The organism is Bradyrhizobium sp. 45, from assembly GCF_023073155.1.
In the GTDB taxonomy this organism is placed as follows: domain Bacteria; phylum Pseudomonadota; class Alphaproteobacteria; order Rhizobiales; family Xanthobacteraceae; genus Bradyrhizobium; species Bradyrhizobium canariense_D.
In genome coordinates, this window is sequence record NZ_JADPIX010000035.1 from 58825 (window position 1) to 78068 (window position 19244).

At 60.1% G+C, this 19244-nt stretch carries 14 protein-coding genes; 5 read left to right on the forward strand and 9 right to left on the reverse strand.

Annotated features, from left to right (window positions below; genetic code table 11):
- Positions 1-57: 57 nt before the first annotated feature.
- From IVB42_RS05410 to IVB42_RS05450, 9 genes are all read right to left on the reverse strand, one after another.
- Complete coding sequence (locus IVB42_RS05410) at positions 58-1644, reverse strand: class I SAM-dependent methyltransferase (protein WP_085383663.1); 1587 nt, start codon at positions 1642-1644, stop codon at positions 58-60.
- Between the two features lie 5 nt (positions 1645-1649).
- Positions 1650-4289 carry a type VI secretion system ATPase TssH gene (gene tssH / locus IVB42_RS05415; protein ID WP_247362313.1) on the reverse strand — a complete coding sequence of 880 codons (2640 nt, stop codon included), beginning with the start codon at positions 4287-4289 and terminating at the stop codon, positions 1650-1652.
- Positions 4290-4386: 97 nt separating this feature from the next.
- Entirely contained in the window at positions 4387-5451 is a 1065-nt protein-coding gene (tssG, locus tag IVB42_RS05420) for a type VI secretion system baseplate subunit TssG (RefSeq protein ID WP_018457638.1), read from the reverse strand.
- Positions 5415-7382 carry a type VI secretion system baseplate subunit TssF gene (gene tssF, locus IVB42_RS05425; RefSeq protein ID WP_247362314.1) on the reverse strand — a complete coding sequence of 656 codons (1968 nt, stop codon included), beginning with the start codon at positions 7380-7382 and terminating at the stop codon, positions 5415-5417. Before tssF ends, tssG begins: the two co-directional genes overlap by 37 nt.
- Position 7383: 1 nt before the next feature.
- On the reverse strand, positions 7384-7932 hold the full coding sequence (gene tssE / locus IVB42_RS05430) for a type VI secretion system baseplate subunit TssE (RefSeq protein ID WP_026233415.1): 549 nt from the start codon (positions 7930-7932) through the stop codon (positions 7384-7386).
- Positions 7933-8113: 181 nt separating this feature from the next.
- Entirely contained in the window at positions 8114-8599 is a 486-nt protein-coding gene (locus tag IVB42_RS05435) for a type VI secretion system tube protein Hcp (RefSeq protein ID WP_018457635.1), read from the reverse strand.
- A 49-nt stretch (positions 8600-8648) separates the two neighbouring features.
- Positions 8649-10151, reverse strand: a complete 1503-nt coding sequence (gene tssC / locus IVB42_RS05440) for a type VI secretion system contractile sheath large subunit (protein WP_204511553.1) — start codon at positions 10149-10151, stop codon at positions 8649-8651.
- 16 nt (positions 10152-10167) lie between these two features.
- Positions 10168-10695: a type VI secretion system contractile sheath small subunit gene (gene tssB / locus IVB42_RS05445; protein ID WP_026233414.1), complete on the reverse strand. Its 528-nt coding sequence runs from the start codon at positions 10693-10695 to the stop codon at positions 10168-10170.
- Positions 10696-10819: 124 nt separating this feature from the next.
- Complete coding sequence (locus IVB42_RS05450; RefSeq protein ID WP_247371738.1) at positions 10820-12160, reverse strand: type VI secretion system ImpA family N-terminal domain-containing protein; 1341 nt, start codon at positions 12158-12160, stop codon at positions 10820-10822.
- 321 nt (positions 12161-12481) lie between these two features.
- Here IVB42_RS05450 and tssI point away from each other — a divergent pair, with 321 nt between their 5' ends.
- From tssI to tssL, 5 genes are all read left to right on the forward strand, one after another.
- On the forward strand, positions 12482-14350 hold the full coding sequence (gene tssI, locus IVB42_RS05455; RefSeq protein WP_018457631.1) for a type VI secretion system tip protein TssI/VgrG: 1869 nt from the start codon (positions 12482-12484) through the stop codon (positions 14348-14350).
- A gap of 5 nt (positions 14351-14355) precedes the next feature.
- The gene (locus IVB42_RS05460; RefSeq protein ID WP_026233412.1) at positions 14356-14919 is read left to right on the forward strand and encodes a hypothetical protein; all 564 of its coding nucleotides are present in this window, start codon (positions 14356-14358) and stop codon (positions 14917-14919) included.
- A 12-nt stretch (positions 14920-14931) separates the two neighbouring features.
- Complete coding sequence (tagH, locus tag IVB42_RS05465) at positions 14932-16302, forward strand: type VI secretion system-associated FHA domain protein TagH (protein ID WP_018457629.1); 1371 nt, start codon at positions 14932-14934, stop codon at positions 16300-16302.
- 48 nt (positions 16303-16350) lie between these two features.
- Entirely contained in the window at positions 16351-17688 is a 1338-nt protein-coding gene (gene tssK, locus IVB42_RS05470) for a type VI secretion system baseplate subunit TssK (protein ID WP_018457628.1), read from the forward strand.
- A 290-nt stretch (positions 17689-17978) separates the two neighbouring features.
- Entirely contained in the window at positions 17979-19211 is a 1233-nt protein-coding gene (tssL, locus tag IVB42_RS05475; RefSeq protein ID WP_256467656.1) for a type VI secretion system protein TssL, long form, read from the forward strand.
- Positions 19212-19244: the final 33 nt, after the last annotated feature.

Genomic DNA, 19244 nt, shown 5'->3' on the forward strand with positions numbered 1-19244 from the left:
CAGATCTTCTGGTTCCTTCCGCCACTCCTTCCACGGTGCCCGGCGCACATGAGCGCGTCAGGCGATTAGCAAGCCCAGCTTGCCGACCATCGCAAGCGAGCGTTGAACGCTTTCTCGCGTTGATAGCAGCAGCGGCTCGGCGGGCTTCCTGGCACGATCCTTCTGACCTACCTGGATGGTCGGGCCGAATTTCTCGGTCATTTCGGCCGTGATCTGGTCGATAGTCCGCGTACCATCGAGCAATTGCAGGAAATCCCTGGTTCGGTCGTCCTCCAACTGCACGGTTTGGTGGAGGAGATTGGTGACGAGCGGACCTGTTTGCGCTTGTTTTCGCGCGAGCAGGCTCGCCTGCGGATGCTCGGTCGCTTCCGTCAATAAGAAGGGACGCGACAGCAGGAACGAGACCTCGCCGCTGCAAGCTAGGATAAACATCGCCTCGGTCAACGCCTTTTGGTCATCATCTGCCTGCCCGCCGCCAAGCAGCACTCGCGCCCCATCGAGCAATTCGTCAAATGACAGCGCGCGAGGCCAAGCGCGGCCGAGGCATAGGTGCGCCGCCTTCAAGAGCGAATTGGTCACCGTGATCCTGCTACCGTCCTCATTTTCGAATTCCATCGCTGAATCGTCCGTTACGCAGGCGTCCGGATCAACCGGGCTCGTCGTGCTCAGCAAATAGAACCGGGTGACGAAATCGAGGTCGGTCTGGCGGGAGAGCGAGACGTTGTCGTGGCAGAGCAAGGTACGGCGAAAGCCGTTACCGTCGATAAAGTCCTGATACTGATCGCGTGCCATGAACTCGGTTTCCGGGAAGCGTTGCAACGTCGCGCGTACCTCCTCGGAATAGCCCGCCAGATTGCGTCGCGAGAAATCGGCGTCGCTTAGATATTGCAAGCCATGAGAGCCTGCAAGCTCGACAACCTCGTGCAGCAGGAAGGCCTCGGCGCCTTCGTCGAGATCGTCATGAAACAACAGCTCGTCGGGCGCCTTGAGGACGCGGTTGTACTGATCGCGCATGATCGCGCCGTGAACCGAGTTGGCTTTCGATCCCTCGCTCAAGAACTTCAAGATTGCGCGGGCCTGTCCTACTTTTTCTTTCATGCCGGTGAGGCGGCGGGTGTGATACCGCATCATGTCGCGGACCATGTCGCGCATATGTGAGAACGGGTGCGCATTGTAACTGACGTAGCAGACCCCCTGCGGCGCGAGGTTCTGTTTGAAGATCATCATCATCTTCTCGCGCACCGCCGGTGGCACCCAGGAATACACGCCGTGCGCGATGATGTAGTCGAACCGTCCGAAGCTTGCATCGACATTCATGATGTCGCAGTGGAGAAGCTTGATGTTCTCCAGGCCCAATGTAGCGACATTGTTCTGACCGCGCTCGATCGTCACGCCGCTCAGGTCGACACCGACGAATTCGCTGTTCGGGTATTGAAAGGCCATCGGCAACAGGTTGCCGCCGACGCCGCAGCCAAGCTCCAGCACCCGGCAACGCTCGACCGGCGCCGGCTGCATGCCGTAAACGGCGGCCATGGTAGCAAGATGGTTGGGATGAGTAAGCCCATAAACATGGCCCGGGTAGTAGACCTCGTCGTATGGCGTTGGACCGATGTTTGGGTGACGATGCTCGGTTTGAATGTTCATCGTGCTCAATTCCACGAATATGCGAACTTGTTGTTGTCGATCGAGACACGTGCTTCCTTCACCTCTTCCTTGGCGAGCGACTTGCTGAGGAATTCGCGCGACAGCTCGGGGAGCAGGGTGTTGGTGATGATGTTGTCAATCATTCGCCCACCGGAGTCGGGGTCGTTGCAGCGCGACACAATGTGCTCGACGACCGCGTCGTCATAACCGAAGGTCGCGTTATGATTGTCGCGAAGGCGCCTTCCGATGCGGTCGAGTTGCAAACGCACGATCCCGGACAGCATCTCGTCCGATAGCGGGAAGTACGGTATCGAGACGATGCGTCCGAGCAGCGCCGCTGGGAACACCTTGAGCAACTCCGGCCTTAGCATCCTGGCGAGCTCTTCCGGCTCGTCGCGATACTTTGGATCGCGTGATAGGCCCATGATCATATCGGTGCCGACGTTGGTGGTAAGGATGATCAAAGTGTTCTTGAAGTCGATCCGTCGCCCGTTGCCGTCCTCCATGGTTCCTTTGTCGAATACCTGAAAGAAAATCTCATGGACGTCGGGATGAGCTTTCTCCACCTCGTCGAGCAGAATGACGCTATAGGGCTTGCGCCGGACGGCCTCGGTGAGGCGCCCACCTTCGCCATAGCCGACATACCCGGGAGGTGCGCCTTTCAAGGTCGAGACGGTGTGCGCTTCCTGGAACTCTGACATGTTGATCGTAATCATGTTTTGCTCGCCGCCATAAAGAGTCTCGGCAAGCGCCAGGGCGGTTTCGGTCTTGCCCACACCGGATGGGCCAGCCAACATGAATACGCCGATCGGTTTCGACGGGTTGTCCAGCTTAGCGCGGCTGGTCTCAATTCGCTTGGCGATCATTGTCAGCCCATGGGACTGGCCGACGACGCGGCGGTTGAGGATCTCCGGTAGCTTCAGCACGGTTTCGATCTCGTCGCGCATCATCCGGCCGACCGGGATGCCGGTCCAATCAGAGACAACGGACGCCACCGACTGCTGGTCTACATGGGCATAGACCATTCGCTTTTCCGGATTGATGGTCTCAAGTGTGTCGAACTTGCCGCGCAGCTCCGCGCGCTTGGCAGCCGGATCTTCGCCTTCCTTGGGCCTGGACAGGATTTCACGAATGCTGCGGATGTCCTTGATGAGCTCCTGCTCGACCGCCCAATCGCCATCGAGGTTCGTCAGCTTGTCTTTCAGTGCGGCGATGTCGTTGTCGATCGCGACAATGCGCTCGTTGTCCTCTATCCCAAGGTCGCCGTCGCTGACGAGCGCAGATCTCTCAGCTTCACGAGCGGCAATCGCCACGCGTGCATCCTCGATCAAGGCCGGCGTCGCGCTCTGGCTGATGGCTACGCGTGCCGAGGCTGTATCAAGCAGGCTGACCGCCTTGTCCGGCAACTGCCGTGAAGGAATGTATCGGTGGGACAGGTTGACTGCTGCGACGATCGCAGCATCCGAAATGCGAACGCCATGGTGCTTTTCCATCGGACCGAGAAGTCCGCGAAGCATGATGCAGCAGGTCTCCACATCAGGTTCATCGATCTGGATTGGCTGGAAGCGCCGGGTGAGTGCGGGATCCTTCTCGATGTACTGGCGATATTCCGCCCATGTGGTGGCGGCGATCGTACGCAGCGTGCCACGGGCGAGGGGAGGTTTCAGGAGATTGGCCGCATCGCCGGTACCGGCGGCGCCGCCGGCGCCGATGAGTGTGTGGGCCTCATCGATGAACAAGATGATGGGAGTAGGTGAGCTCTGGACCTCGTCGATCACCGACCGCAAGCGCTGCTCGAACTCGCCCTTCATGGAGGCGCCGGCTTGCATCAGGCCGATGTCGAGTGCGCAGAGCCTTACACCGCGCAGCGGTGGCGGCACGTCGCCGGCGGCAATGCGCTGCGCAAAGCCTTCGACAACTGCGGTCTTGCCGACGCCAGCCTCGCCGGTGAGAATTGGATTGTTCTGCCGCCGACGCATCAACACGTCGATCAGTTGGCGGATTTCTTCGTCCCGGCCAAGGATCGGATCCATTTCGCCCGATTTAGCCTTGGCAGTGAGGTCCTGGGAGAACCGGTCGAGCGGCGTCGTGCCCTTCGGACCAGCTTGGGCCGCGCCTTCCGTGCCGGCGCCAACCAGGCCCGATCCGTCCATCGGCCGCATGTTCTCCTCGTCGGAGCCGGTCCAGACAGCGCGGCGTTCCGCCGCCAGTGCGTCGACGTTGACCTTGGCAAATTCCCGCGAGAGGTTGTTCAGCGCGCGACGAATATCGTTCGATTTCAGGCCGGCAACGAGCAGATGACCGGTGCGGATCTGGGTCTCGCCAAAGAAAAGCGTGGCATAGTGCCAGCCGCGATCGAGCAGATCGATGACCGAATTCGCGACGCCCGGCATGTCGGTCTCGTTCTTAGCAAAGCCGCTGATCACGCCGGCCAGGTCCGACAATAAGCGCGCGCGGTCGAGCTTGTAGTGATCGACCGAGAGGCTGAGATCGTTGCCCTCCTGCTGCAGAATATGAAACAGCCAGTGCGCAAGCTCGACGTTGCGATTGCCGGCGCTCTTTGCGTGGCGGAGGGCCTGTATGAAGGCATCATAGCCGGCCCGGTTCAGCTTGCCCGTTACAGCTTCAATGCTGATGTCGGTCACGGCGGCTCCTCCTGCTCAACTCCTCCGCGGATGCTTGTCATCATGCGGAATTGGCTTCAAATTCCATAGTATTAGGCGATCAGCACTATGGATAGGTTCAAATCGCCGTGGCATTGGCTGCGGCGCTCCGGCGGGATCTCAATCGCTCCCCGAGCTGAAAGCGGGCATCGCGGCGATATTCTTCTGTGGAGGCCCAGTTCGGCGAGACCCAAGAAGTCCATCCAAGTCGACCACTTTGTCCGAGCCTGACCGGTACAACCTCTCCGGCAGGAATGGCGAGCTCTACCTCCCATTCCAATTCGTCGCCGACATAGAAGAAAACGGCGTCGGCCAGTGGCTCCGACAGGTTGGGTGTTTCGGTCGGCAGGAATTGTTCGTACTGAGCAAATGTTCTGACAAAGACCCGAACTCTGATCTTGTCCTCGACGCTGAACACGCGCGAGCCCAGAAGGGCGTCCTGACCGAGCCTCGCATGCGTTCCGCCGAGCCGGCTGCAGTGACTTGGGTCGAACGAGAGCCAAGTGCCGACGAATTCGTCGATCTCGACTTTGACCTCGAACAGTCCTTGCAGGAATCGCGTCAACCGTGATGCACACTTCGCCCTTGGCGCGACCAGTCCAGCGAAGCTGAGCTTCGCCATGTCCGGAACGGTATCGCGATCGGCGAAAACATCGGTGCCCAAGCCGGCGAAGGAGCCGACATAGGCAATGAAGCGATCGTCCGCCGGGCGGTCGTGCTGCGCGATCGGGCGCGCGTCGGCCCAGGCACGAAAGAAGAGTTGCAGGAAGCGCCCGTTAAACAGATCGAGAAAGCGCGGGAAAGCGTCATCCCGCATCAGCCACCAGCTGAGGCTTTCGTCGGTGGTGGCAATGGGCAGGGCGCCCTGCGGGCCCAGGAGGCCGAGAAATTTGACGAGTATCCTGAGCCGGCCACTCTGGTCGTCCACGGCCGCGAGATTCGAGGCGGGAAACTCCAGATAAGGCACTTGGCCGAGGTCGACATATTCGTCGCGGCGCGCGGCACTGTCACCGATCCGCGGTCGATCCGGGTTGGCGCGCTCGAACTGGCGTAACGTATGGAAGAAATCGAAACGCCAGGGCTCGGCCTTCATCTGGTCGATCAGGGTCATAGCGGTCTCCGCGTGCCCATGCGCGGCGGCCATCGCATGATCTCGCCGCGCTCCGGCGTCGAGATGACCGTCTGGGTGAAGGTGTTGAAGCCGGAATAGTCGGCAAAGAAGCGTTCCAGGATCGCCCCGAGCAAGAACACGCCGCTGCCCTCAAATGCCTTCTCGTCGAGTGTGACGATAATCTCCAAGCCACGTGCTGCGCCGCTGCCGGTGCGCTCACGCACGCGTCGCACGATGGGGCGGCTTTCTATGCTGCGCACGCCGCGGATCTTGCGTTCCGTGGCGTCGTCGAATTGGTCGGCGAACAAGGACAGCATCTCGCGCAGCGCTCCGGCGTTCTTGCCGCCACCGCGCTCGACGAGCCCAAGATAGTTGAGGCTGAGCATGTTGATGAGCCGCCAGCTGACAACGCCGCTGTTGACGATTTCGCTGCGGCTGCGCAATTGGGCCACCACCGGCTCGCGCGGCGGCGTCGGACCAGCGACGCACATCAGATCAAGAGATGTGTCGTCCAGCAAACGAAAATCGGCGCCGCCCTGGCCGACCGGCAAGTGCTCCGTGAGATGGCGATTGGAGCAGAGAGCCCGAACGCTCAGTTCGGCGACAGAGCCTTTGCCGCTCAATTCACCGGGCTCGAGCAGTGACAGGAACATGTCCGTCCCGGTGTAGTCTGAGGAGGCGCCGTATGTCTTTTCTTCCACTGTGCGGCGCCGCGGCAAGCGGCGCACAGTGAAATAAAGCCTGTCGGCCGACCCGCCGCTCCGGTCGACGGCGGCCGAATATAGCGGGCGCACGGGGCGCTTATCCTTCTCTGCCGGAAGGTGTGCGTAGACTTCGAGCACCTGGTGCGGTTCGTATTCCAGATAGCGGCTGCGATCTGGCACCACATGGTACTCGTGCGTATTCGACTTGACCGGAATACGATCACTCGTCTTCTCGAACAGATTGATCGCCGGCGCGGTATAGAGCCTGAACGTCTCGGGGCGCACCGAGGCGGCCAATCGTGAACTGTGTTCATCGAATGCGAAGACAATATCGATCGATTTGCTGCGCAGCCGTGACATCACGCCGCGAAGTCCGGTGAGGGTAATGCCGAGGAACTTGCGTGGAAACATGAAATATTCACGCAGCAATTCCGAGCCACGAAAGATCCGGTTATCGTTAGGAAATAGAGACTCATTCTCGTCGAAGCCAATTTGCTGCACGCTGTCATGGGGGGCACGAGTCACCACCGGATCGCCAAAGTCGTCGAGATGCCGGAAGTAGACCCCCCTGCAATTCGAGATCAACTGCTCGTAAAGCGCGATGGCGTCGGATTCCGCACCGGACAGGTAGATCGGAAGCTCGCTCACGCGGCAGCCTGCGAACCACGTTTCCGGCTTGGTCCGAGCCTCCGCGTCCGGCGGCTCGTCCTCGAGCCGGGCCGCACTACGATGGGTCAACGATAGCCTCAGCCCCGCGATGACGTCACTGCCGATCGGGATACCAAGCGCCTGCAGAGCGCCCGCCGTCGAGAAATACTCGGCGCTTGTGACGTCAAATGGCCAGAGCACGATGTCGCGGCAAAGTCGAAACCGGCAGGAAAGACTTCGCTCTCTCTCGCGATAGGTCGCGTCGAAATAGGCGCCGCGCGCGATCTTCCTGCCGTCACGCAGCGCGGGGTCGGCATAGGGTGGCCGTGCGGTCACCAGCATGGCCGAAGGTGTCGGCGCAAGATAGTTCGGTACCAGTTGCTCGAGCAGGTTTGCAGTGAATTCCGGGAACTCGTGCTTGAGCTTGAGTTGAACGCGGGCGGCAAGAAAGGCAGCGCCTTCCAGCAGTCCCGTGATCATCGGGTCCGAGCGGTCTCGGATCAGGCCGCCGAGGCGCTCTGCGATACCTGGATATTCTTCGGCGAAATCTCCCGCCTGCTCGTACAGCAATGACAGTTCACGATTGTAGAAATCGAGGAATTCGCGATTCATGCTAAAGTCGATTGATCTGGATGTCGCCGCTGTCGAGATCGACGTCGGCGACAAATTCCACGGGGACGTTGAGCGGCTCAGCTTTGAGGTCGGCGTGAACGATGAAGCGCAGCTTCAGCTGCTCAGGGCCGACCGAGCCGTCGCGACGAACCCGAATCGTCTTGCGGTCGAGTCTGGGTTCGTAGGTCGCTAGCGTCTCGCGCAACGCGTCGGTGAGTTCGTCGTCCGTAACCTCGTCGATCGAGCGGTGGGCGATATCGGGGAAGCCGTAGTTCAAGATCGATCTCCGGACGCAATCCCGGTCGCTCAGATCCAAAGTCGATTCCAGAGCAATGGTATTGAGAAGGGCTTCTAGGTCATGAGAGATTTCCCGCCGCAACAGCGTTTCCGAGATCGGAAAGCGGCCGGCGCTACGCCGTCCGGCAATGACCCGTTCACCGAATTCATCGCGCAAATTGAGCTTCTTGCGCGCATCGCGAGCTTCATGAGCCAAGCGAAAGGCCAGCATTAGCGGGGGAGAGAGACGATCCCTCTTTGGAGTAATGGTCATTTACCTTCCCCAAGATGCCGGGCCCGCTATGCCCTTCCGCGGAGCATCAGCTGGTCTCCAGGATGGTTGTCGCCTCGGCAGGCGGTCGTGCTCGTAACCGCTCCCGCCGAGACGTCAACGCAATCGCACCGTGCGGCGCCGGCTCAGCTAATCGCAACCAACGCCAAGCAGAAGCCGACGATCAGGCCCATTCCTTGTTGGCGGGAACGTCCCAGCCAAACACCGGCGCCGCTCCAGCGCCGCCTTTTTCCGTCTGGGTCTTGTACGTCATCTTGACCTTGGCGAAATTCAGACTCACGTTTTCAGTGAGGCGATCTTCGCCGTGCGATCCGCCCGTCGATACACTCGTGACCAGAATGTGCTTCATCTCGATCTTGAGATACTCCAGCGGATTTTCACCCGCCTTGCGCACCGTGAGGATCGCCGTATCAATGTGCTTGCCGTTCGCACAGACTTTGAAAAGCTCCGGCGTGGCCTTGTCGACGAAGTGCGTGAAGTGCAGGTCCTGGATGCTGACCTTGCCGGCACCGCCGCCCGAACCGCTGTGGAAAGTGCCTGACTGGCTCTCGCCGAAAGACCAGCTCAAAATATCGATTTCGTCCTTGTGCTTGTCGTCCAGCGACTCGCCCTTAATCGGATCGAGTTTCAGGAAAATGTCGACAGCCATAGCATAGTCCTTTCAAATTTCTGCATGTTACGGTTGCGATGCTGCGGCGTCAGGAGCCGGGGCCGGGAAGGCGCGAAACCAGACTGAGGCCGACGTCCATCGCCTCCAACTGAAAGTGTGGACGAAGAAAGAAGCGCGCGTTGTAATATCCCGGGTTCTCCTCGTTTGCTATGACCTCTACCTTCGCAGCGGCCAGCGGCTTGCGCGCCTTCTGAGCTTCTGACGACAGGGCTGGATTGGCATCAACGTACTCGTTGATCCAGGTCTGCAGCCAGACCGTCAGCTCATCCTTCTCCTTCATGGATCCGATCTTGTCGCGAACCATGCACTTCAGATAGTGCGCAAAGCGAGACACAGCGAACATGTAGGGCAGTCGTGACGACAGGTTATCAGAGGCGGTGGCATCCACGCCTTTCTCGCCGAAATACTTCTTCGGCTTGTAGAGCGACTGAGCGCCGATGAACGCCGCCTTGTCGGTGTTCTTGCGATGGATCAGCGGGATGAGGCCCGCCTTCGCAAGTTCGTGCTCACGGCGATCGCTGATGGCGATCTCGGTCGGGCATTTCAGGTCGACGCCGCCGTCATCGGTCGGGAACGTGTGCGTCGGCAGGTTGATAACTTCACCGCCGGACTGCACACCGCGGATGCGCGTGCACCAGCCAAACTCCTTGAAGGCGCGGTTGATGTTGACGGCCATTGCGTAGGCGGCGTTGATCCAGCCGTATTTGTCGCCGGTGTGTCCGTCCGTCTCCTCTTCGAAGGCGAACTCTTCCACGGGCTCCGATTTCGCGCCGTAGGGGAGGCGGCCGAGCGCGCGCGGCATGCACAGGCCGAGATAGCGCGAGTCGTCCTGATCGCGCAGTCCCTTCCATGCGGCATATTCCGGCGTGTCGAACACCTTGCCGATGTCCCGAGGGTTGGACAGCTCGGTCCAAGAGTCCATTCCCATCAGCGTCGGCTCGGCGCCGCTGAAGAAGGGGGCGTGTGCGGCGCCGGCGATCTTGCTGAGATCGCGGAGCAGTTGCACATCGGTGGGGAGGTGACTGAAATAATAGTCGCCGATCAGGCAGCCGAAAGGCTCGCCACCCAGCTGGCCGAATTCATACTCATAGATCTGCTTGAAAAGGGGGCTCTGGTCCCAGCGTGCATCGGGATAAAGCCGCAGATTTCGATACAGCTCGTTCTTTGAGACGTTCATCACCCGGATTTTCAGGTTGGCGTCGGTCTCGGAATTGAAGACGAGGTAGTGGAGACCGCGCCACGCACTTTCGATTGCCTGGAACTCAGGTGTATGAAGAATCTCGTTCATTTGCGCGGTCAGCTTCTGGTCGATCCGCGCGATCATCTCCTCGATGGTGTCGAGGACGTCCGACTTTATGACGCTTGTGTCCTTCAACGCCTCTTGAACGAGCGTGGATACGGCGTTTTCGACTTCGGTCGCTGCACGTTCAGTGCGCGGTTTGAAGCTTTGCTTTAGCAGGCTGGTAAACTCATCAGCTTCGACGGTTTTGACTTGGGTAGGGCTCTCTGTGTGAACAGCTTCTTTTGCCATGGTCCCCATTCCTTCCTTAGCTCTCGGTGCCAGGTTCGCTCGACTGGCTTGTCGCGCGTTCCCGCAGCGCTGCCATCAGTTGAGGATCGGCGAGAAGTTTTTTCAGCTGGTCCTCGGCGGCCACCTTGCCGTCCATGTAGCGCAGCAGGTTGGCGAGTTGTTCGCGTGCCTCGAGCAGCTTGGCGGTGGCCGGCACCTGGCGGGCGACTGCCACCGGAGTGAAGTCTGCCATCTTGTTGAAGCGCAAGTTGACCGAGATCTTTTCGTCGGAACCATCGCTGAGGCGATTGGCGACGCGCGCCGTCACGCCGGGCTGGATTGCGGCCATGCGGTTGTCGAAATTGTCCATATCGAACTCGAGGAACTTACGCTCCTCGACCTTCGACTTCTCGATGCCGGGGTTGTTGCCGGAGAGGTCGGAGAGGACGCCCATGACGAACGGCAGCTCGATCAGCCGCTCGGCATCGTAAGGATCCTCGTATGTTATGTGCACGCGTGGTGCGCGGTTTCGTCGAATGAATTTTTGACCGCTGTCAGTAGCCATGGTTCCCCTCCTTGCGAAATCGCATCAGAAGCCAAATTGCACGACGCAGATTGACTAAGGCGTCTCAACTTGCGGTCGGCAAAACATTCTTATGTCCAGTTAGTGCCTTCGAGAGAAAGGTGGTTCAATACGATTTGTCGATTGTCTTGAGAGCGCCCTCAGGAAGGACATCATTCAGAAGGCTGAGGAAATCCCGCTGTGCGAGGTCGCGCGCGCGATCGACCAAAAAGGGGATCGGGCTGGACGGCTCCGTGGTTCGGAAAAACGACGCCACCTTCGTCAGCAGACCCAAGGCCTGCGCTCTAGTTTCCACCGAAAAAACAATATCTTGGGCGCTCTCATCCGTCGTTGATGAGAGCGGGGTCGCGAGCTCCGCCATCCGTTCGATCGGCAGGTCGAAGACTTTGTCCCGCCCGATGTTGATGGCAGCGCTCTCCACGTGGGACGGCACCAGCATCCGCATCACTTCAATAAATGATTTGCCGACCATCTCCTGCGCTTGACGTACCAGCAACAGCGCCGGGTTGGATGGTTCCATTCGGGCAAAATAGGCGGCCGCTGCGCCGAGCGCTGCGGACGCCTGTGCAGATGAAGCAAACATCGTGGTTGCGTCCAACGGCACCTGCGTATCGACGGGACCGGCATCTTCCGCAGTTGCGGCAATCGCCACCGGATCACGCAATGCGACAAGACCCGCAAGCCAGGCAGCCATGCCGTCAACCAAGCCGGAGAGCCTGTCGAGGCTGATAGGTTGCCCCGAATTCATCTTCTCACGCCAGGTCGCCTTGATACCTGCGATTTCAGCAGCGACCGCGGAGCACCGCGCGCTGATTGCCTTGAGAGTATCGAGATCCGTCTCGCTGACGATGCGCTCGATAGTCGCGAGATCGAGCCCGTCGGCGTCGGCATCGCCGGCGGGAATTTCGCCTTGCGCGATTTGATAGGCACGGTAGTGGAGGTTGCCGTGTCTGCGGTTCTCGATCAGGGGGAGGAACTGGAGCGGGTTGATCACGGTCGGAAACACGTCGATTGCTTCGACCGTGACGGCCCGAAGCGCGTAGTCGCCGTTCTCGCCCCTCGGATGTACCGCTTCCCACTGCTCGCGCAGCAGCAAGTTGGTCGCCCTCAGGCAGTTAAGAAAGCCGTCGAGATCGCGGTTGAGGATTGAAAACTTCGCGAGCAGCAGGTTTAGGCGCAGATCGCGGGTACGCGCCAGGAGGGGCTGTGCAGCGGCAAATTGGCCGGCAAAATCGACTGCCTTTGGATCGAAGCGTCCACGCTCCCCATTGGCATTGACGACCTCGAAGAACGACATTGGCAGCAGGGATTCCGCACCTGCGAAGAAGTTCAGATATTGGACGTCTCCGATGGCGTCGAGATCCGGTCCGCAGGGATCGTCAGCGGTAATGGGCAGCGTCAGGGAGGCGACATCAAGCATGCGAGGATCGTCCATCTGCTCGGTCACGGCCCCGCTGCCGAGCCGTGACGACTAAGGGATCGCGCGGGGCGCATGATCCGATTCTATACCTATGGGTCAGATGCCTGCTGATCTTGGTTCATTCCCGAAGATCATGCCATTTTCCCGTGAACCGGCAAGCTCTTGGAGCCGACTACTTGATGGCCGGGGTGGTTCTTTGGACGGCTGTCGTGAAACGTCAGGAGGCCAGCCCCGGGGCGGACTTGCCGGCACTGCCAATTGGCGGGGCAGGATTTCCGCGGATCTTGCATACGTCTGATCAGCTCTTTGCAGCGGGTCATTCGATCGAAGGAGGGAGTTTAAGCCCACATGGGCCAGCTTACTCAGGATACCCGCCTCTGCGAACTCAAGACGCCTCTTGGCAAGGACGTTCTGGTTTTTGCCGGATTCGAGGGCTCGGAAGGTCTCAGCGAACTGTTCGAGTATCGCATAGAGTGTCTCAGTGAGGATGCCGACCTCGACTTCGACCGAGCCATCGGTCAGCAATGCACGCTGACCATAAAGCTGCATGAAAAGGAGCGCGAGTTCAGTGGCATTCTGACAGAGGCCCAGTGGCTCGGGGTAAGGAACGACTATTTCAGCTACCGGATCGTGCTGAGGCCCTGGTTTTGGCTGTTGTCGCGGACCACCGATTGCCGGATCTTTCAGGACAAGAAAGCGCCCGACATCATCAAGGAGGTGTTCAACGAACGCGGCTTCACCGATTATGAATCCAAACTGACCGAAGAGGGGTCCTGTCCGAAGCTCGAATATTGCGTTCAGTACCGCGAGACTGACATGAATTTCGTGTGCCGGCTGATGGAACAGCACGGCATCTACTACTTCTTCAAACACGAGGGCGGCAAACATACGCTGGTGTTGGCGGATTCCAAATCGTCGCATAGCCCGATCAACGGTCTTGCTACGATTCCCTATATCCCGTTAACGGGGGCCGATCGTCGAGGCGAGCAGCATATCTACGAATGGGTCTCGGAGCGCCGGTTTCGAACCGGCAAGATCGAGCTTAACGACTACAACTATCAAAAGCCCAACGCGCAGATGATCAGCGACGCCAAGGGCTCCGAGCACTACACCCGGTCGGAGATGGAGTTTTACGACTATCCAGGGAAGTTCAAGGAAAAATCCGACGGCGAGCGCTACGCGAAGATCCAGCTCCAGGCCGAGCAGGCAATGGACCGAAGGCGCCGCGGCAACGGCGACGCCGTCAACCTGTTCCCCGGTGGGTTAACGAAGCTTGAAAAGCACTCCAAGGATTCGCAGAACGTGGAATATCTCGTGGTGCGAGCCACGCACTCGTTCTCGATCGAATCTTATCGCACCGGAGGTCCGAGCGACGCCGGGCAACACGTCTATTTCGGCAGCTACGAGTTTCTGCCGAGCGATCGGCCGTTTCGAGCGCCAATGACGACGCCGAAGCCAAGGATCAATGGCATCCAGACTGCCAAGGTAGTGACCAAAGACGACAATTCGAGCGAGGAAATCGACGTCGAGTCGCTCGGCGAAATCTATGTCCGCTTTTTCTGGGATCGCAAGAAGAAGCGGTCGTGCCGGTTGCGCGTCGCCCAGGTTTGGTCCGGCAAGCGCTGGGGCGGTCAGATCATTCCGCGTGTCGGACAGGAAGTCGTTGTCGAGTTCCTGGAAGGGGATCCGGACCGGCCCCTGGTGATTGGCACCGTGTACAACGACGAATACAAGCTGCCTTACGATCTGCCGTCGAAAAAGACGATTGGCGGCTTGAAGTCGGACTCCACCAAAGGTGGCGGCGGCTTCAACGAGTGGAGCTTCGAGGACAAGAAGGGGTCCGAGAAGATCACGGTGCATGCCGAGAAGGACCATGACGTGACGGTCCGGGACACCGAGACACGGACCATCGGCGAAGCTGCATTCGGCGGCGATACCCGCAAGACCACGCTCAAGAAAGGCAATGACAAACTCGATATCGAATTGGGCGGTCAACACATCACGCTGGCCATGGACCAGTCTGTCAATGCGGGCATCAGCATCACGCTCACGGCCAGCGCCAATATCACCCTGCAGGTTGGTCCCAGCCAGATTATCCTGACCCCGGCGGGCATCGTCATCAACGCGCCGACGATCGCCATGACAGCGCAGGCCGGCATGGCGCTTGCTGCCGGCGGTCCGCTGGTCGCTCACGGCACTCCAACTCTTGTCGGCTGACGATCATGGGGCAGGTTCGATTCGGAACGGTACAGGATCTGTTTCAGGCCTATCCGTTGGCGCGCTATGATGTCGGCAGAGCCGACGCTGACAAGCCTTCGCTGGATTTCCTTCAGGAGGCCGCCGACGCGTGCAATTGGCACCCGGCCGTGTCTTATTGTGCATACCTACTTCCAAGGCGTGTGGCAATTGGCTGGGGATGTCGCTCTCTGCGGCGGATGTTCGATCATTTCGATGCCAGCGATAGCAGGTCGCTCAATATTGTGGAGACCTGGGTCCGGCAACCGGACGAGCAGTCCCGGAACAAGGCGCTGGCTGTCGGCAATGCCAACGATCCTGAGCAGCCGGCAACGTGGCTGGCGCTGGCGGCCGGCTGGTCCGGCGGAAGCGTGGTTCCCCCGGAATTTGCGCCCGTGGAAGCCAAGCCAGATCAGGCCGCACGGGCGGTGCGTACAGCACTGCTGATTGGCCTCTGCCGGCTCCCTCGTGACTTCCGGGACCAGATAATGACGTCGTGCCTGGAGGATGGTATTCAATTGGCACGCGGCGAACCGCGCCCTCCGCGCTAACGAGACGATGTGATGGTGCTTCGCTTTAATATCGAGAACGAACCGAATCTTCCGGACGGCGGACCTGTGACGTTTACGGTCACCGGCAGGCGTTCGGTCGATATTGGCCGGGACCGTCACCTCGACTGGACGCTGCCGGATCCGGCGCGGACTATTTCCGGAAAGCATTGCGAGGTGCACTTTCGCGACGGTGGCTATTGGCTGCACGACGTCTCGACCAACGGCACCTTTCTCAATGGTGCCGACCAGCGCATGCGGGGGCCGCACCGCTTGCGCGACGGCGATCGGCTCACGATCGGCCACTACATCATCGGAGTTTCGCTGGAGGATGAGGCTGGCGGGCGTATCCCAAATCAAGCGGCGCAACTGCACGAACCCTCGGTCCAGCAGCATGCGGATTACGGAGAGCTTTGGACGGCCGATCGTGACGTTCCGCCGCCGATCGATCCGCAACTGTTGAAGAAGCCACGCGAGGCGGCGCGGCCCGTCAATCCGGGGTTCCTTGATTGGGCAGCGAGCGTGCCGGCGCCGGGTGTAGACCCATTTCGATGGTCATCGCCGACGTCTACGTCCCAACCGTCCGTGCAGGACGATGACATGAACTGGGCAGCCGGTCCGGTCACCGCGCCGAAACCGCAAGTCGAGCGCCCGCAAGCCATCCCGACTCCACGCCGGCCGTCGGTTTGGATCGATGATGAACCAGTCGCTGCCCAGCCGCCAACATCGCCATCGCACCCGCAGGTCGAGACGGCGCAAGCAGCAGACGAGCGACCTGTCGCGGCCAAGCCAGTCGGTGGTACCGAGTTCGCGCGACTGGTGGCGCGCGCTGCGGGATTGCCGGAGAATTTCTTCGCCAGCAAGTCCGATGCCGAACTCGCCGAACAGCTTGGCATCATCTTGCGTATGACCGTGGACAATCTGATGGCGCTGCTGCAAGCGCGAACCCAAGCCAAGCAGCTGACCCGTAGCACCAGCCAGACCACCGTCCAAGCCCTCGAAAATAATCCGCTGAAATTCTCGCCGACCTCGGAGGAAGCGATGCGCATTCTCTTTGGGCCGCCGACACGCAGCTATCTCGATGCACAGCGCGCCTTTGCACAGGGCTTCAGTGATCTCAAGTCACATCAGTTGAGAACCTATATGGCGATGCAGCACGCTGTCCATGAGCTGATTGCGGGCATAGATCCGACGCTGATGGCGCGCGAGCTCGAGCTTCAGCGTGGCGCAAGCTCCTGGCTCGGCACGAACAAGGGCAAACTCTGGGACGAGTTCTTGACGCGCTGGAAAGCGCATCTTGGCCGCGACAACAACGCCCCGATCGAAACCTTTATGTTGCTTTTCTCGAACTATTACGACCGCGGTGATAAGCCCGGCTCAAAGTAAACTCTCGGCGACCACGAGGTTGCCTACAATTTCTAAGTGGATATAGGAATGTCTTGGTACAGCAAGGTCTTCTGGTCGGAAGGTTTGTTTCTGCGGCCGCATCATCTGCAGCAGAACGACCGCTACATCGAACACTTGCTGGAAAAGCGCGTTCGCTACACGACACCATACCCTTGGGGCTTTGCCGAGCTAGAGATCGATAGGGATCTTACCGAACAGAGCAAATTCGCGGTGCGCAGTGCGTCCGGCCTCATGCCGGACGGTACGCCGTTCGATATCCCTGCGGACAGCCCAATACCCGAATCGATCGAGGTGCCGGAGACGGCTGCAGGCCAGATCGTCTGGCTGATGATGCCGGTCGCGGCGCCAAACACCCGCGAGGTTGACGAGGACCGCACCGACAGCGCCAGTCGTTATGTTCGCACTTCGGAAACCTTCATCGACTCGACCTCGGCGCTCCGCATCGAGGAAGAGATCGACATCGCTTATCCGCGCCTGTCTTTCGAACTGCGCAAGACGAGCAAGCCCGGATACATGGGCCTGGGCATCGCGCGCATTCTGGAGGTGCGCGACAAGAACATCCTGTTCGACGACAAGTTCGTGCCGCCGATGCTGGTCTGCGCCGCGCATCCGATCATCGATGGCTGGCTCAACCGCATCATCGGCTGGGTTGAGACTAAACTCGACGAGTTGGCGCGTTACGCCGTCGATCCGTCATCCGGTGGTGGGTTGCAGAGCGTCGACTATCTGGTCCTGCAAGTGCTGAACCGTACCATTCCCGTGCTGACTCATTTCCAGCGCTCCGGCAGCGTTCACCCGGAGCGCCTGTACGAGGAATTGCTGAGGTTCGCGGGTGAACTTGCGACGTTTTCCACGGCGGAACGGCGGGCGCGCAACTATCCGGCGTACAATCACGACGATCTCGAGAACGTCTTCACACCCTTGGTGAGCGACATCCAGGACTTCTTGAGCGCGCGGCTGGGTCGGCGGGCGATCCGCCTGGAGATCATCGAGCGCGCACAGAATGCGTTCGTATCGCCGATCCGCGATCGAGCGCTATTCCGAAATGCGACCCTGGTGCTGGAAGTTGCCGCACGGCGGCCGCTTGTGGAGATCCAGAACGATTTCCCGCACCTGTTCAAGGTCGGGCCGAACACAAAGATGAACGAGATCGTGCACGCAAACCTGCCGGGCCTCACGTTGGCGCATTTGCCGACGCCGCCGCCGCATATCCGGGCCATCACGGATCACGTCTATTTCTATCTCGACCGCAAGTCACCGCTGTGGCCCGAGTTCAGTACGGCTGCGTCGATCGGAATGCATTTTTCCGGCGACTGGCCCGAGCTTGAGCTGTATCTTTGGGCTATCCTGGAAGACAGGCCATGAGCGACAAGGACAAGCCGGTCAATCCTTTCGGGCGGGGCGAACGGACGATCATCCGTCCCAACCCCGGCGGGAAGTTGCCGCCGGCGCCGATCTCTCAACCTCCGCCGGGTGGGGGGCCCGCAGCACGCCCAGCCTATTCGCCATCACCCGTACCCTCTCCCGGCACGCCGGCCCCACCACCATCCTTTTCGCCCGTTCCACAGGGCTCGAACTACGCCTCCGCGCCGGCCAGCCATCCAGCCGAGGAATGGATTTCGACACCCGCGCAAGGCCAGGTGCCGCAACCCTTGATGCCGCCAGGGCCGCCGTTGCGCGTTGACGATCTGGTCGCGCCAAATGCCAATCCGGTGATGCGCGCTGCGGGCCCGTTGCTGCAACTGCTCGGTCGGTTGCGTGTGGCGCTCATGCGAGCGTCATTCGCCAGCCTGATGGAGCAGGTCGCAGACGCGATCAAATTCTTTGAGAAGGACATCCGTTCAGCGGGCATTTCCGAGCACCAGGCCAACACAGCAAAATACATCCTGTGTGCCACTGCTGACGATATCGTGCAGCACATCCCAACCGAAGAGCGTCACGTCTGGACGCAATATTCGATGCTGAGCCGGTTCTTCGGCGAGCGTGTCGGCGGCGTCCGTTTCTTTGAGATCCTCGACCATTTGAAGGTTGATCCACTGGTCAACTATCCGGTCCTCGAACTTCAGCACGCCTGCCTTGCGCTTGGTTTTCAGGGCATCCACCGGACGTCAGGGGGCGGACTTGCGAACCTGCAACTGATCCAGCGCAACCTCTATGAATTGCTGCGCCGGGTTAGACCGAAAACGATGAGCGACCTGTCGCCCAACTGGCGCGGGCAGGCGCTGGCGGGGCGCCGGCAGCGTCTGCGTGTTCCGGTTTGGCTCGTGGCAGCCGTGGTCGCCGCGCTGCTGACCGGGTCCTATTTCGTTCTGCGGACGCTCCTCGCTGGACGGGCAGAGAATGCTGCTGAGGTGGCGCTCGCGCTCCATCCGGCCGGTCCGATCGAACTCAAGCGTCAGGTCGTTGCACCACCCCCACCGCCGCCGCCTCCGCCGCCGCCGGATCGCATTACCCAGTTGCAACGCATCCGCAATGCACTCGCGAAGGAGAACACCGCCTGCGCCATGACGGCGGACCAGACCCCCAGCTTCATCGTGATCAGGGTCTGCGACCTGGCCTTGTTTGCGTCGGGCCAAGCGACCATCCTCGACGGCTTTAAGCCGATCGCTCTCCGCGTCGCAGCAACCCTCGACAAGGAGCCGGGACGGATCCGGGTCGTCGGCCATACTGACAGTTCGCCGATCCGCACAGTCCGCTTCCCGACCAATTTCGAGTTGTCGGTCGAGCGCGCCAAGGCGGTTGCCGCGGCACTGAAACCTGGCTTGAACGATGGTTCGCGCGTCGACGTCGAGGGCAAGGGAGCAGATGCGCCGATTGCCAACAACACAACGCCGGAGGGACGTGCCAAGAACCGGCGCGTCGAGATCTTTATCGAACGCAGCGAATAGGCACACACCGCCGGATCAGGTGGTTTTGCGACG

What these genes read in the sequence shown, in the direction of transcription:
- tagH (WP_018457629.1), top strand. Translation starts at nt 14,932, where the DNA reads ATGGTGCTTCGCTTTAATATCGAGAACGAACCGAATCTTCCGGACGGC.
- IVB42_RS05410 (WP_085383663.1), bottom strand. Translation starts at nt 1,644, where the DNA reads ATGAACATTCAAACCGAGCATCGTCACCCAAACATCGGTCCAACGCCA.
- tssL (WP_256467656.1), top strand. Translation starts at nt 17,979, where the DNA reads ATGCCGCCAGGGCCGCCGTTGCGCGTTGACGATCTGGTCGCGCCAAAT.
- tssE (WP_026233415.1), bottom strand. Translation starts at nt 7,932, where the DNA reads ATGACCATTACTCCAAAGAGGGATCGTCTCTCTCCCCCGCTAATGCTG.
- tssG (WP_018457638.1), bottom strand. Translation starts at nt 5,451, where the DNA reads ATGGCCGCCGCGCATGGGCACGCGGAGACCGCTATGACCCTGATCGAC.
- tssC (WP_204511553.1), bottom strand. Translation starts at nt 10,151, where the DNA reads ATGGCAAAAGAAGCTGTTCACACAGAGAGCCCTACCCAAGTCAAAACC.
- tssF (WP_247362314.1), bottom strand. Translation starts at nt 7,382, where the DNA reads ATGAATCGCGAATTCCTCGATTTCTACAATCGTGAACTGTCATTGCTG.
- tssB (WP_026233414.1), bottom strand. Translation starts at nt 10,695, where the DNA reads ATGGCTACTGACAGCGGTCAAAAATTCATTCGACGAAACCGCGCACCA.
- tssI (WP_018457631.1), top strand. Translation starts at nt 12,482, where the DNA reads ATGGGCCAGCTTACTCAGGATACCCGCCTCTGCGAACTCAAGACGCCT.
- tssK (WP_018457628.1), top strand. Translation starts at nt 16,351, where the DNA reads ATGTCTTGGTACAGCAAGGTCTTCTGGTCGGAAGGTTTGTTTCTGCGG.
- IVB42_RS05435 (WP_018457635.1), bottom strand. Translation starts at nt 8,599, where the DNA reads ATGGCTGTCGACATTTTCCTGAAACTCGATCCGATTAAGGGCGAGTCG.
- IVB42_RS05460 (WP_026233412.1), top strand. Translation starts at nt 14,356, where the DNA reads ATGGGGCAGGTTCGATTCGGAACGGTACAGGATCTGTTTCAGGCCTAT.